Below are 14,978 nucleotides of genomic sequence, written 5' to 3'. Positions count from 1 at the left end.
GCCATTTTTCCGACCTCCGCCAAGATGCGGAGACTTGGAAAATCAATGGCCGATCAATCTTCTATGCATCGAAGTCTTCCCTTATTCGCTTGAAACAATCTTCTCAACGGGAAAAAGACCACCTCGACGTCATGGCCCTGAAGCAACTCCTAAACGACCCTCGATCGCTGGACTGAGTGTCAAAACGCCCCCCAACCAGCAACGCGTCTCAACAGGCGCTTGCGCCGTCTCAACCCGCCGCGAAGCGGCATCTCAACCATCCCGCCCTAAGCGGGATCTACTGCGCCATCTTCGGCACCCGTTCGCGGAACGCCTCACGACCGCCGTCACGGCCATTGAGACCGCCCTGCGCCACTAGGTCATAGCCGCGCCAGTCGGAAATCGTTACCTCCGCGAACTCGCCCACTGGGAGCGCCGGATCCACAAAAACGACGCCGTCGATATCGATGGAGTCCATGTAGGAGCGGCCTTCGCCGGGGTTCTCCACCAGCACACGGTAGGTCCTGCCCAACTGGCTGGCGTTGAACTCCTCTGCCCGATGCTGCAAGACGCGCATGGCCTCGTTCCACCGACGCTTGCGGGTGGAGTGGTGCAGGTGGCCTTCCATCTTGTCGGCACGGGTGCCCTCTTCACGGGAATAGTTGAAAACACCGGCCCGCTCGAACTTCGTCTCCTCAATGAACTGGACAAGCTCCTCAAAGTCCGCCTCCGTCTCGCCGGGGAAGCCGACGATAAACGTGGTGCGGATGGCGATGTCAGGGATACCGGTGCGCATGCGCTGGATGAGCTCGCGAATGTACGCACCGTTGGTTTCGCGCTTCATCAGCGTCAGCATGTTGTCGCTGATGTGCTGGAGGGGGATGTCCACGTACTTCACCACCTTCTCACACTCCGCCACGGCCTGGATGAGCTCGTCACTCCAGTGGGCCGGGTGGGTGTAGAGCAGGCGGATCCAGAAGTCGCCCTCCAGGGCATTCAGTTCGCGGATCAGCGTCGCCAGGCTTTCGCCACGGCTGCTATCCACCCCGCTGCGCGGGTTCGGGCGCTGCCCTTCCCACTTGTCCATGCCAAAGTAGGTCGTGTCCTGGGAGATCAGGTTGATCTCCTTCACCCCGCTCTTGATGAGCGCCTTGGCCTCGAAGACCACGCTTTCCTGCGTGCGGCTGCGGTGCTTGCCGCGGATCTTCGGGATGATGCAGAAGGAGCAGGGATGGTTGCACCCCTCGGCGATCTTGATGTAGGCGGTATGCTTCGGCGTGAGGCGGAAGCGCGGGGTGTCGTAGTCCGGAATGTATTGCGGCTTCTCCGTGACGTGGTTTTCCGGGGCCTCGTCCTCCTCCCGCTTCTTGCCCATGAGCCCCTCGATGATGGGGGCCACCTTGGTGAGCTGGTCCAGACCGATGAAGGCGTCCACCTCGGGCATCAGGTTTGGCAGTTCCTGGGCAAATCGCTGGGCCATGCACCCCGCCACGATGATCTTCTGCTTGGCCCGGACTTTTCCGCCTTCCGCACGGCCGTCCACCGCCTCATGCACGCTGGCGATGCTCTCCTTCTTCGCCATGTCGATGAAGGAGCAGGTATTGATGATCAGCACATCTGCATCCTCCGCCTGCGGGGTCATGGCCATCCCTGCCTGCTGCAGGTGCCCGATCATGATCTCAGAATCGATGAGATTCTTCGCACATCCGAGGGAGACTAGGCCGACTTTGGTCATGGGGCGCAAAGTCTAGCACAAATGGCAAGCGAGGAAAGAAATTAGAACAATCCGGGGCCATCGGCCCGCCCATAGGGACATCCCTGATGGCTTTGAATAGACGTCTTCCGGGCTTTTTGGCATAACCAGAGATCGCCAAAAAAAACCGTTCATTCCCGTACCCCTCCCCTTGGGTCCCCAATCTCCCCCCAGCGACCTCTTTTCCCCTTTCCTAAGAACTCCGCAAACTGTCCTAAAAAACCCCTTGGACGGTCGCCGCACCTTCACAAAGACGCCCGTGTCCCCCGAGTCTGATTCACCCCCTTTCGACCCCGATTTCGACAAACGCGAAATCAAAAAGCAGACCCACCGCGCCCTGCTGCTCATCCTCGGTGCCCTCATCGCCCTCGTGCTCACCTTCGTCGGAATCTTCTTGTTCTACGACGTCCCCATGCCGGACGACTCCACCCTCCTGGTCACCGATCAAGAACTGCGGCCCCCGCCCGCTTCATCTCCCACCGCAGGCAATCCCCTGGCCGATCTGGTCAATGCCTTGAAGGCCACCAATCTAAAAAGAGCGGACCAACTCCAGTCCAAAGCCCGCTCGCTTGAGCCCGGAACCGAGGCGGAAGTTCGCACTTTCCTCGCCACTCAGGGCCCCGCCTTCACCGCTTTCGACACCCTGCTCCATCAAGCTCGGCCAGACGACTGGCGTTGGCCCGAACTAGGCACCGAGCCCCCCATCAACTGGACAGGAGAATCCGCCTCCTCGATTCAGAACATTGCCTTCCTCATCCGGCTCCGTTCCCGGTTGGAACTCGCGGACGGCCACTGGGAAAAGTCCCTCCACAGCCTTTCCTCCCTCATTCAGTTGGGAGCCGCCCTCCAGCGCCGCCCTGGCACACTCATCCATCATCTGGTGGCCAGCACTACCCAGCGTATGGGAGAATCCGGTTTGGAAGCCGCTCTCACCCTCCAGCCCGTGCCCGCCGACCGCCTGGGCGAACTACAGCAGCAACTCACCGGACTCGAGCCAGACCGTGCCAACTACGAACGCACCCTCCGAATCGAATATCGTTGTTTCAAAGAGACCCTCCATCTCATGGTCGATGCCGCGGATCTGAGGTCACACCACGGCACCAAGCTCCTCGAACCGATCACCCCTCTTTTGCTGAAGCCGGGCATGGCCTGCACCGTCCGTTTCCAGCACGACCAGACCGTCATCGCCGCCCTCCAGCAGGGCTGGAAAGAAGGCCTCCGCCAGCAGACCACCCTGACAGATGAGTTCCAGGAGCGAATCCAGCCGCTCACCCGCCGCCTGCTCAGCTCCAACCCCGTGGGCGACTACCACCACCTCCAGCACACGGCCAGCGCCAAAAGTATCTTCGCCCGAAATCTTATCGATGTCGCCCTCCACCGCCAGGCCCTGCTCCAGCTCGCCCTGCGCCGCTACCAACTTGACCGGGGTCACCTGCCCGACGATCTGGCCGTCCTCGTCCCCCAGTACCTCCCGGAGACCCCCCTCGATCCATTCACCGATCTCCCCATGAAGTGGCTTCCCGCCACCCAAATCATCTACTCCATCGGGGAGGATTTCATGGACAACAGCGGATCCTTCACCAAGCCCGCCAATCGAAGAGAGCCCGACCTCGGCATGCACTACTGGTGGGGACCCTCCGCCGCGAAGTGGCGCGAGGAAGAACGTCTGAAGTCCCAACCCACCCCCAAAAGCCCAAAAAAGAAGTCAACCAAGTCCAACGCCCCCCGGCCAACAACACCCACCCCTCCCTGACACCTCACTGCACCGCCCGAAGGCCCTGCCCGTGCCGACCGGAACGAATGACTTCTCGAACCTAATAGCACCCACCCCATGCTCCATGCCCTGGCACAGAGCTCCCACACGCCCGCCTCTCCGTGATTCCCACTGGACACACCATGGACACCCGCAACCCCAGCCTCCTCGAACCCAGGCGTCATCGCCTCAAGCCACTTTGGGCTATCACAGCACTCATCGTCACCCTCCTCAGTGTCGCAGCTTGGCTATTCTTCGTTCAGGACGATCCGACTCTCGATGTTGCCCGCCCGATCCCAACTGCCCCCCAACACGAGTGGAGCAACAACCCCCTCGCCACCTACTGTCAAACCTCCGCCCTCTTGGGTTCCACCTATCTCTTGTTTGACCCTTTCAATCCACTTCCTTCTTCTCAGCGTTTTAAGCTGACCGACCCAAAGGAAGTCGAACTTCTGACTGCGTTTCAGACCCTGGTCGCGAGTGACCCAGCCACTTGGCACAGCCACTCACCCCGCGCCCTCCCCGACAAACAGACTCTCAACTGGTGGCAATTGACACAGACAACCAGCTTCATCGACGCCAAAGCCAAAGCACTGGGAGACGAAGGACAAATTGCGGATGCCACGCGTCTCGTCTTGTCTTTGATCAAGCTTGGCCACGGTCTGGGCAATCTGGAAAGCGATCTCTCTAATGCCTTTTCCTCCGCGCCCCTCCATAGGAAAAGTGTCGCCACACTCTATGAATTGCTCAACGGCCGGGACATTCCCGTCCAGATCTTGCGAGAGGCACTTGAGCTACTCACCCAGTATCCTCCAACTGCCAGGGATAAGTTCGCCTTCGCCCGCCGCAGCGGCTACTTCGCATTTAAGGAGTCACTTGTCCAGACGCGACTAAACGGTTTACCTGCGGGACTGGGTTCCTACCTCCCCACTGGTCACGCCACACCTCCGCTCCCGCTCATAGGCAGCCCTCTCAAGATCAACCGAACCGTGGGCATGTACATGGGCCGGGGAGAGGCCGTTCTAGCAGCTCTGGATCAGGGATGGAGCGAGGCACTTCGGGTTGAGCAAGCCTTCGAAAAAACCTCCACCGCCGCCATGCCGGTTCATGGAACCTGGAGGCACTATGTGGAAAGCAATGCCCAGGGCCGGATCATGCATGCCTTTGCCTCGAGACACGCAATGCAGTATCTCGAACTGGTGATGACGACTCACGCCGACTTCGAAGCAGCGCGCATCAACCTCGCCCTCCGCCTTTTCGAGGTGGATCACCAGCGACTGCCTCACGACCTCCAGTCTCTCGTACCCACCTATTTGCCAGCAGTTCCCCTTGCCCCCTTTTCAGGTAAGCCCATGCGCTGGAATCTTGAGGCAGCCACCATCTGCGCGATCAGCAGCGAGGCGGACAATGAGCGTGGCAACCACACTCCCACCTCTCCAGAGGAACACGAGAGGGGCCTTGATTTCACACTTTCATACGGTTGGAGCGCATCCGCATTCCAACAAAGAGCGCTCGACAACACTCCTGTGCCACTGGAAGCCCTGCCGCCCGCGACTAAACCGTAATAGTTCCAGCTCCAACACTCCTGCGCCGCGCCAAGCACCCTGAACTACCGTAGCCCCTGTCTCCTCGAACCCTGGCAGGACCAAAAAACCGCCATCTGCGAAGCCAAACCTCGCTCCTTCATGTCGACAGTGGAATCCAACTCATAAACTTGCCTTGTTCAATGCCAACAATCTCAGATCCCACTGCTGCCCAGGCACCCACCAGCCGCCGTGTGCTCATCGTCGTGGTCACGTTGACGCTTTCGCTCGTCACCGCCCTCACCGCCTTCCTGGTGATTTATGACATCGAACCACCCGATGCCAGCGACATGGCCCCAGTCCCAACCGCAAAAACGCCCGAATCCGGTCAGATCAATCCCCTGGAGAAGTTTCTCACGGTGCTTCAGCACCGCCCTGTGGACGCCCCGCCTCCGCGAAAGAAAGCTCCGGCGGCTACGGGACCTTCACCCCAGGAAACTGTTCTGAACAATCGCGCGCTGGTCCTCAAGGCCTATGAGGAACTTTTGCAAACCAACCCCACCTCCTGGCGTTGGCCGACAGAACACGGTGAATCCCTTGAGACCTCGCTGGATCATCAGTTGAAACACCTGATGCCAGTTGCCAATCTCATCCGGGTGCAAGCTGGCCTCGAAGAATCCACCTCTCCGGAAGAGTCCGCCCTAACCACCCTTTCTCTCGCAAAGTTCTCTCATGGGCTAAACAACGCCGGAGGTCTCTTGATTCACAACATGGTGGCTTCTGCCATCCAGCGGACCGCCGTTCTCCAGTTGGAACGCCCGCTCGCTCTAAATGCCATCTCTTCGGCCAGCTTGATGAAAATCCAGAAACAGTTGGAGGATCTTGACCCGTCCCTCATCGGTTTCATCGCCACTCTCAAGGCCGAATACGTATTTGCCGCCGAGGCCTATCGAGCCACGAAGAGCGGCGTGGCCCTGGAGGTCGATCCTCGAAAGCTCGATCTCAAAGGTTACCCAGAACCTTTGAAGAGCATGCTGCTCAAGACCAATCTCACCCTCGCCACACGCCTGGAAATGCATCGGCAGCTGATCAAGGGGCTTGAAACCAATTGGAAGGCAGCCTTCGACGCCCATCAGACAACCAAGCAGAATCTCGACAAAATCTTCCAATCGCCGGTGCGCTTCTGGCTCAACCCCAACACCACCGGCATCGCCTTCAGTGTACTGGATGCACAGGATCTGCAAGACTCACTCATCCGCCAGATGGGGCACGCAACCATCCACAGGCAAGTCATCCTGCAAGTCGCCCTGCGCCGCTATGAAGTAGATCATCACCGTCTGCCTGATGATTTGAGCGAGCTTTCGCCTGCCTATCTAGCCTCTATTCCCCAGGACCCTTTCACGGACTTGCCGATGCGCTGGAATCCCGGCACTCAGGTCCTCTACTCCGTTGGCGTGAATGGCTCTGACGACGGTGGAGCCTTTCGCATACCTGTCACCATCGATGAGCGTGACATCGGTCAATATTATTGGTGGAGCAAGGCCGCTTCGAAGGCGCGGGATGCCCAGCGCTTGGCACCGCCAGAGGCGGGTGGGCGCCCCGGAGTTCCCGCCGCTCCATAACTCCCTCCATCCCATCCCGCTTTCACCTCGTTCCAATCATGAGCACTGCCTCCGCCCCTCCCCGCCGCAAGCGCTCGCTCGGCAAGCGCATTCTGACCTCCCTTGCCATCCTCATCCTCGCCGCGATCTACCTCCTCTACTTCCACGACGCAGCGCCGCAGGATGACAGGGACATGATGCCCCCCTCCACCCCAGTGCCCACTGAGGCTTCGCATAATCCCCTAGAACCCTTTTTCTCAGCACTCAAGACCGACCGCATCTCTCTTCACGACGGTCTTCCGCAGCCCATCAAAAAATTCGAGCCCGGCAGCTCCGGCAAGGCACGTGAATTTCTTGATGCTCATCCCGCAAGCCTCCAGGCCTTTGCTGACTTGATGAAAACGGACCCGGCCACATGGCGCTGGACCTTCTCTCAAACAGAGAATCTGGGGGAAGATCACAAGAGCACCCCGTTGGGGATGGTCGGCCCCATCGTCAACACGATGATTCTAAAGGCCAGGATCATGGCTGAAGACGGCCACCACGCCGATGCCGTGCAATCCCTGCTGGAGGTGTTGCGGTTGGGTCATGCGCTGGAGCAGACACCGGGCACGGATCTCCTGGCCCAACTTGTCACTTCGATCATTCAAGCCAACGCGATCCCCGCCCTGGAGTCCGTCCTGGCCAACAAGGGAACAGATGCTGCTCACCTCTTGAGCGTCCAGCAGACCCTTTCCTCCTTGGAGTCGCGCCGCTCGGACTATCAAGCCTCCATGAAGGTGGAGCATGCGCAGGTGAAAACCACCTTCCGTTACTTCAAATCAGGCAAGCTGCCTGAGCATTCGTCCGAAAGCCTTGCCAAGACTCCGGATCGCTCCTATCCCGGGTGGATCGTTCCGCTGAACAAGCCCAACATGACCGCCGCCAGCCAACTTGCCTTTGAACGTCCGATCATGAGCGCACTGGACACCTCATGGGCAAGTGCCCTTCAGGCTGCGAAGAAACTCGATGACATTCGCCGGGCGGAAGTCAGTTCCCACTTCTTCTGGCTCGACCTGAATCTCTACGGCAAATCCTATCTTGCGACGTTCGTGTACCCCGGGAAAATGCTGCTTGAGCGCAAGGCAGAAGCCGTCGCGCAGCTCCGCCAGATGGTCATCGTCCTCGCCTTGCGTCGTCATGAGTTGGAGCAGGGCAAGCTGCCAGCCCTCCTGCAGGAACTCGTACCCCAATACCTTGAAACTGTCCCCATGGATCCCTTTGATGACAAACCCATGCGGTGGAATGCCTCCCTCCAGTCTGTCTACTCCGTCTATCGTGACTTCAATGACGACGGCGGCACCTACGATCACAGCGTCAACGCCCGCGGCCAGAAGGATCTCATTCTCCCGTGCTGGTGGAGCCCGCATGTTGCCACCCAGCGGGAACAACCCAAATCGCCAGCAGCTCCAAAACGAACCCGAACCAAGCCCCTTCTACGTCAGTAGACGATCATCCGCTACCCTAGTCGTTGCACCATCTTCAGCATCCGTCCCAAACGTTCTGATTTAGCCGGAGATCAGTGCACTGCGGCCATCCATTTGGTGTCCGGACAAGCCATCAGAAGGCTAACCTCATGCCCCCGATACCCGAAAGCTTCCTTGAACCCAAACGCCAAGCTCGTCGTGCCTGGTGGCTCGCCTCCGGCGCACTAGTCGCCGTCTTTGGCGTTGCCGTGGGAGTGCTCTTGTTCTTCGATGTGCTACCGGTAGACGACTCATCCCTTGCCCCTTCGGTAGAACTCCCCGCTTCCGTCCCCAATCCTCTGGCAGCGTTTCTGGCGAACGTACCCGCTGCACTCCAGATCGATTTCCTGAAACTGCCGGAGGAGTCGCGCAAGCTTGTTTCAGGTCACGAGGCAACCATCCAGACCTTTCTCAACGAACAAGCGCCCACACTGGACTCGTTGGACAAGGTTCTCTCCACAGATCCCGCCGGGTGGCGCTGGCCCGGCGCACGCGATCCGGCCACCCTGGATTCTGCATGGACAAGCACTCACGTTTTCCCCATTCTTGCCAAGCTACTCGACCTTCGCTCTAGCTTGCGCCAGCAAGATTGAGACCCCGTAGGCGCTTCCGTTTTTCACAAACACCTTACTCCCGTCAATCAACGAACCTGCCAATGGCCAAGAAGTCTGAACATGCCGCGCCAGATGCCCGGCGGCAGTCCCGAGCTGTCTGGAGCGTCGCACTCAGCCTCTTGGCCCTAGCCATGATCGGCCCAGTCCTGTTTCTCGCGATTTACGATGGCCCAGCACCAGAAGACGGCATCCTGACACCCGACTGGACGACCCTTTTAAAAGGAACCGATCCCTCCCCCCTTGCCACCTTAATTGACGCTGTCAGCCTCCCGAGGGACCCTTCCTATGAACCATCCCGGATGTTGATGCCCCTCACCTCCGCGCAGCAGCAATTTCTGGAGGATCACTCATCAGTGTTCATAGCAGTGGGCGCCCTTCTGAATACAGATCCCGCCATCTGGATCTGGCCGGATGCCGGACTCCCGCAGGACTTCACGATGTATCTCGGCTCGCCACTCCAATTCAGCGTTCTCGAGCGTTTCCTCGAAAGGCGCATCGAATTCCACCTCAACGCGAATCGTCCAGATCTCGCCATCGCAGACTGCCTGAAGATGGCTCAGCTGGGTTCCCATTTGAGTCGTGTAAAAGGCAACCTCTGGCGAATCAAACAAACTCTTGAACTCCAGTCCCATGCTGAGCTTGCTCTTGAGGCTTTGTTAACCCAAGCAGGGGTCTCGGAGAGCCAAATCCAGGCTTGTCTCACAGCATTGTTGGCATTGCACGGACCGGATCGAGAAACGTTGCGATTTGATATTCAAGTGCAGCACCAGTTGTTCAAACAGCTCATCAGCAACCGGTCAGACCAAGATACATTCTTTAGAAGCAACTATCCCGGTAGTCGGCCGGAATTTGCCAGTGAGATCAAGCCAAACTTTTGCCTTTCAACTTGGTTCACGCGGGTATTGCCCATCTACGAAGGTCTGGCTGTGGATTGGAAAACCGGTCTTGCAGCAGCGCAGAAGAACTACATCGGCCAACCAACCTGGGTGGAAAGCGTCCGTCAAACTCTAACCCTGAATCGTTTGGGAGCCAACCTCACCCAGCAAGCGATTGGTCAACTCTGCAGCACATTGCAAGACGTCATGGACCATGCCACCCTCCATGACGTTGTGATCCAGATGCTGGCCTTGCGACTCTACGAGCTCCGCCACGGACATCTCCCCGCTCGTCTTGAGGAACTCACTCCAGGCATTCTCCCCGCCCTGCCGCCTGACACTTACAGTGGTGTTTCCTACCATTGGAATCCCACAACTCAAGCCCTCTACTCCGCAGGCCCCGACGGTACAGACAACCATGGGGACATCGACCACGTCTCCCCTACACCGACATCCAGAGGAGGCATTCGTTTGCTGTGCAAGGACCTCGGCCAATACTACTGGTGGAGCGAAGCTGCCAGAAAAAGTCGCGATGACCATTGATGCCGCGCCCGGAGAATCTGACGGTCTCGCCAAGAAACCGGCTCCGGCTCAGTCCGTGTGTAAGTTAATCCCTGAAGGGGATATCTACCACAGCCGAAGGTTGGACGAGCCCTAAGCGAGTCAACCTTGGGGACCTTCAAAAGAGGGTCATCAGGTGGGAAGGCCGACAGCATCCCCTTCCCCTCCTACCGTCTTCAACGCCTCCACGTCGCTCGTGTGCGATGCGGCATGAATGTTTGATTGCACCTCGCGAGGCCACTCGCTGACTGACGTTCCCGGCAAGATGCCGGAAACAGCACGCAAGATGCGTGTGCTCCCCTGGCTTCTCCAGCACATGTCACTTTGAGGAATCGCCAGACCAAGTTTCGACAGACACAGAAGCGCCACGGCACGAGGCGGAATGCAAAGCGGTAGACCCATCCGGCATCGCTCTGCGAATTCACACCAAATTCACCGGTGCTTCCTGAACCTTTCACATACCGCATGTAAGAATGCAGGAGCATCACCATCCACCGCGCATGTCAGCAAACTCGCGCCAGCCCGTCCCACCACCACGTTCATGAAAAGACTTCCCGTCATCCTCATTCTCCTCGCAGCGCTGCTCTTCGGGGTCGTGATCTGGCGAGCTCAGGGCAGGGTTCTCGCCCAGGCATCAGCCCCCAACGGGATCGGCCATGTCGTGGTGCGGAAGGTCTTCTGGAATCCGTGGTCCATTGGCGGTTTGCTGGGCGAGGGGGAATTCTTCATCCAGGCAGACTATCGCCGGCACCCAGGAGGCCCTGTTTACAGCAGTATCGGCCACTACGGCAAAAGCTTCTACCCTTCCTCAGTGAAGGTCCGCTGGAATCACACCCGTCAGGCAGAGGTCATCATGGACGGTGTCAGCTACATGTTCCTTGCGGAGGAAAACTGGCTGTGGTCAGCCCCCATCAAGCGCGTCTAGGCAACTTGCCATGATCTCCTTCACCTCCTAGTCCAAGGACTCGACCTCGCCAACGTCTATCGATCAACCCCTGAGATTCACAACCGATGAGCAACGCCGTCCAGGCTCAAAAGGGCCGCAACCCGCAGGGGCAGGCCTTCATCCCGGGGAAGCCGCACCGATCTCGTTCCCTTGAAGCAACCTGCCACACCCAGGTGTTTTTATCCAAACAGGTGCTAAGGACCATATCCGTATCCGGGCAGGGATCATCAGTACTCTACTGGTGGAAGGGCCCGAGCTCGTGAAACTTCCACGCCCCACCTGAAGCCCCCTAGCGCTTCGGCCCCTCCATGATGCGAGCCACAGTCGGCAGATGGCGATGGAACCAGCCTGGAAATGCCAGAAAGAGCAGCACAAGAAAGACAAAGAAGGGAATCAGCACGCAGATGAGGATGGAAGCAAGATCATAGTTGATGCCTACAGCTCCAAACGCTTGCAAAAACCGGGCAGAACCGTCGAACAAGCGCTCTGCAAACATGGGCCTATCACCCACCACAAGATACAAGACCAGCAGAACGCCGCTGAAAAGGCTCAGACATATCGGCTTGCGCAAAATCTTGTCGATCAGCGCCAAGAACACCAGAGGCACCAGCCCGTAATACACCACGACGTTGATTTCCTTGTAGGTCAGCCCGGTGACCGACGCGAGCCACTCCAGCGCCTGATAGACGATGTAGAAGGTGAAGCTCATGCCGCATCCTCAGCGTTCACCCTTGACCGGCAGCATACCGAAGGCCTCCAACACCACACGGGCCGCCGCGGCGATCGCCTCATTCTGCCACTTCGCATCCGCCGCCTTTTGCGTGTGGTAAATTGCGAGCACGATCGGCTTGCGCCCCGGTGGCCAGAGGATTGCAATGTCATTGGCCGTGCCGTAGTCCCCTGACCCAGTCTTGTCGCCCACCTTCCAGTCGGGAGGCACCGCCACCCGGATCCTTTTGTCCCCGGTGGTGTTTCCCAGCATCCACTCCACCAGCTTCGCACGCTGCGCCTCCGGCAGTCCATCGCCCCATGCCAGTTTCTGCAAGCTGTGCCCCATCGCCGCCGGAGTCGAGGTATCACGCGGATCGCCCGGCAACGCCGTGTTCAATTCCGTCTCCCATCGATCCAGGCGGAACTGCGTGTCGCCAATCGACCGCGCATACGCCGTCACCGCGCCAGGCCCACCCAGGATCTTCATCAGAAGATTCGCCGCCGTGTTGTCACTGTACTGCATGGCGGCCGCGCACAACGCCTCCACCGTCATCCCGTCTTCCACATGCTTCTCCGTGACAGGTGAATAGGTCACCAGTTCGTGTTTTGCATAGGAGATCCGCCGCGTCATCAACCCTGCATCCTGCACACTCTGTTTCAGGATCGCCGAAGTCAGGATCACCTTGAAGGTGCTGCACACGGGGAACCGTTCTTCCGCCCGGTGCTTTATCTCCATGCCGCTCTCGAGATCCAGTGCATACACACCTAAGCGGGCGCCATCCTGGCCTTCTATTCCCTCTAGCTTGCTGACGGCAGCAGCCAGAGTCGCGACCGATTCTTGAGCAGACAAGGTTGCCATTCGAGGCGCCACCACTCCAGCCACGCCAGCCAGCCAAACGGTTCTACAGAAAGAAGAGCGAGTCATCATGCTTAAATCAGATCTTAATGTGCTGCAAAGCATCCGGCAAGACCAGGCCGTTGCCCGACACAAAATGGGCCGCAAGGACGCGGGCATGCCCTGCCGTCAACCACCATTTCATGACACTTCGTTGGAGAAACCCTCATTGACTAACGCATCGGCATGTGGAACTACATGAAAAAACCTGCTCATGCCTGCCATCTGTCAGTTCTGCGGCGCCTCAAAGGCAAACCCCGTGTACTCCTGTCCCAAATGCTACCGGACACCAAAAAGCGATCTGGAGTGCGGAGAGGCCATCCTGCTCTCAAGCGCCTGCATGTCGGACCACGATCTCGCCTCCTGTGCCGTCGATTTGAAACAAGGCATCCCGATAAATCTGCCGCCATCTGTCATCGCCTCGGTGGCTGCCGACTACCGCAAAGTTCTCGATGAGGGCGAGGCTCAAGAAGAAAGCCACCGTAGGGCCAGAGACGAAGAACGAGCCCGAAGATCGGCAAAAGAGGCCGCCTTGGTGTATCGCTTCGCTCTGATTCTTGTCGCTTTTGTCATACCCGTCTTGTGCTTGTGGCTTGCCTGGGACACACCTGCGGTTCGCCTTTGGTATGCAAAAAAGCAGGACACCCCGGCCGCATACTCCAAAGTGATGATTGAGTTTCCCGGCACGATCCAGGCCACTGAAGCCCAAAAGCGCTATCTCGTGCTCACTGATGACTCTGCTTGGGCGGCAGCTGCCCTATCCAATTCATTCAAGAGCCTTCGCTCCTATCTGAACAGCCACCCAGAGGGCAAACACCACCTCGCCGCCAAAGACGCCCTGTTTGCGATAGCGCAGCCGTTGTGGGTAAAAACCGTTGGAGAGCAGATACCGAAGAATATTGAAGCATTCCCCCAGAGTCACGAAGAAGTGGCAGAACGCTTTCCGGTAATCGAGTCTCTTGATGCCGTTTGGAAGAAAGCCGTGGAAGAAAAGTCGATCACGAAAGTAGCCAGCTTCCGGAATCTCTCTGCAGACAATCAGCGGCGATGGCCCATTCTGACAACCATCAAGGATCTGGCCCGGACTGAGTGGGAACAGGTGAAAAAATCCCGGTCGCTCACCAGGATCGACGCCTTCAGCCAGGCTTATCCTGAACTGCGTGAGTGGTATGATCCAGAAGAGGCCCGGCAGGCGCTCTACGACGACATCACCTGGGTGAAGGAGCAGGATCAACTGATGTACTACCAGCGATTCGTCTCCCGCCATCCGAAGCATCCCGACATTCCCGCGATGCAAAAGCGGATCATCGACATGGAGGTTGCAGCGATTGCAGCGGGAGATCACGGAGCTCTCCCTAAAGCCGAGGCATCCGGAGCCCCCCGCGGAACGCGCACCAAAATCGCCCTCCAGAACGATACGGGCCATGAGCTCACCGTGTGGTTCAGCGGAAAAGAATCGTCCAAGGTGGTTCTGGCGGTTGGGCTTTCGCAGACAGTGAATCTGCCAAACGGAACGTTCAAAGTCGCCGCATCGGTCAACGCCGCACACGTGCGCAACTACTATGGCACAGATGAGTACAAAGGCGGCGTCTATGACCTTTCGTTCTATATTTCCAGCAATCCCCTGAATCTCCCAGGAGACTACCTCCCCAGCCCCTTGAAGAACTAGGCTGGGGAAGTTCAGTCTATCCTAGAACCAATCAGCCGCTCTTCCCAGAAGAAACCGGCTACTTTTCAGGCCCCTTCACCGAGATGCTACGAAGGGGCAAGATCAAGCCGACTCCTAAGCGCTGTAAACACTCCGTTACCATTCCTTGCCGAAGAATTCAGGTGCACTCAGCATACAGATTGCCGTCAGAACTCCCAGCCCTGCGATGCCCCAATAGCCGAAATGCCAGCCCCAAATGCCCGTGTGCATCAGTCCTCCTAGAAATACCACTGCTATAGGCAGGACTCGACGCCCCGAATACCAGGACAAGACAATCGCAATTGCCCAAAGGGATGTGATTCCGTAGTACACAAGGCGTAGATACTTTCCATCAGCTCTGACGCAGGCGTCTCCTAGGACGCCTCCTCACCTCTCCGGCGCCGCCGGCATTCCCAGCACCTTCCGCAGCACCGGCTCCAGCCCCCTCGCATAGAGGAACATGCCATAGCTGTTCGCATGGCGGGCATCTGACAGCGCGTCCGCTTGTTCCGCAGAGATCAACGTCAGGCCATCCACGTAATGGATGTTTTTGTCCCCCGCTTTTTGCTTCTCTT

11 protein-coding genes and 1 pseudogene are annotated in these 14,978 nt (G+C 58.3%); 8 read left to right on the top strand and 4 right to left on the bottom strand.

The window, feature by feature from the left end; genetic code table 11:
* Positions 1-277 precede the first annotated feature (277 nt).
* A complete protein-coding gene (gene rimO, locus BV034_RS08660; RefSeq protein WP_050026081.1) occupies positions 278-1,714 on the bottom strand; it encodes a 30S ribosomal protein S12 methylthiotransferase RimO in 1,437 nt (478 codons plus the stop codon).
* A 277-nt stretch (positions 1,715-1,991) separates the two neighbouring features.
* Between rimO and BV034_RS08655 the strand changes: the two genes are divergently transcribed.
* The 7 genes from BV034_RS08655 to BV034_RS08625 all read left to right on the top strand — a co-directional run bounded on the left by BV034_RS08655 (position 1,992) and on the right by BV034_RS08625 (position 11,089).
* Positions 1,992-3,485 (top strand): hypothetical protein, encoded by a 1,494-nt coding sequence (locus BV034_RS08655; RefSeq protein WP_265592788.1) that lies wholly within the window; start codon positions 1,992-1,994, stop codon positions 3,483-3,485.
* Positions 3,486-3,628: 143 nt separating this feature from the next.
* Complete coding sequence (locus BV034_RS08650) at positions 3,629-5,050, top strand: hypothetical protein (protein WP_050026077.1); 1,422 nt, start codon at positions 3,629-3,631, stop codon at positions 5,048-5,050.
* A gap of 161 nt (positions 5,051-5,211) precedes the next feature.
* Positions 5,212-6,630 carry a hypothetical protein gene (locus BV034_RS08645; protein WP_050026074.1) on the top strand — a complete coding sequence of 473 codons (1,419 nt, stop codon included), beginning with the start codon at positions 5,212-5,214 and terminating at the stop codon, positions 6,628-6,630.
* A gap of 38 nt (positions 6,631-6,668) precedes the next feature.
* Complete coding sequence (locus tag BV034_RS08640; RefSeq protein WP_050026073.1) at positions 6,669-8,096, top strand: hypothetical protein; 1,428 nt, start codon at positions 6,669-6,671, stop codon at positions 8,094-8,096.
* Between the two features lie 128 nt (positions 8,097-8,224).
* Positions 8,225-8,707, top strand: coding sequence for a hypothetical protein (locus BV034_RS08635; RefSeq protein WP_050026071.1), 483 nt, complete (start codon positions 8,225-8,227; stop codon positions 8,705-8,707).
* 62 nt (positions 8,708-8,769) lie between these two features.
* Positions 8,770-10,146, top strand: a complete 1,377-nt coding sequence (locus tag BV034_RS08630) for a hypothetical protein (RefSeq protein ID WP_050026069.1) — start codon at positions 8,770-8,772, stop codon at positions 10,144-10,146.
* Between the two features lie 559 nt (positions 10,147-10,705).
* On the top strand, positions 10,706-11,089 hold the full coding sequence (locus BV034_RS08625; protein WP_050026067.1) for a hypothetical protein: 384 nt from the start codon (positions 10,706-10,708) through the stop codon (positions 11,087-11,089).
* Positions 11,090-11,399: 310 nt separating this feature from the next.
* Here the strand turns inward: BV034_RS08625 and BV034_RS08620 are convergent, their stop codons facing one another.
* Both BV034_RS08620 and bla read right to left on the bottom strand, forming a co-directional pair.
* On the bottom strand, positions 11,400-11,819 hold the full coding sequence (locus BV034_RS08620) for a hypothetical protein (RefSeq protein ID WP_050026065.1): 420 nt from the start codon (positions 11,817-11,819) through the stop codon (positions 11,400-11,402).
* A gap of 9 nt (positions 11,820-11,828) precedes the next feature.
* Complete coding sequence (bla, locus tag BV034_RS08615; protein ID WP_050026083.1) at positions 11,829-12,746, bottom strand: class A beta-lactamase; 918 nt, start codon at positions 12,744-12,746, stop codon at positions 11,829-11,831.
* A gap of 310 nt (positions 12,747-13,056) precedes the next feature.
* Here bla and BV034_RS08610 point away from each other — a divergent pair, with 310 nt between their 5' ends.
* A complete protein-coding gene (locus BV034_RS08610) occupies positions 13,057-14,385 on the top strand; it encodes a hypothetical protein (RefSeq protein WP_265592786.1) in 1,329 nt (442 codons plus the stop codon).
* A gap of 405 nt (positions 14,386-14,790) precedes the next feature.
* On the opposite strand, the pseudogene BV034_RS08605 reads toward BV034_RS08610, so the two are convergent.
* Positions 14,791-14,978: pseudogene (locus BV034_RS08605) on the bottom strand (hypothetical protein); the annotation flags it as partial.

Source organism: Verrucomicrobium sp. BvORR034, assembly GCF_000739635.1.
Taxonomy (GTDB): Bacteria; Verrucomicrobiota; Verrucomicrobiia; order Verrucomicrobiales; family Verrucomicrobiaceae; genus Verrucomicrobium.
The sequence above is the reverse complement of the archived record's forward strand: the minus strand, read 5'-3'. Positions and strand labels throughout refer to the sequence as shown.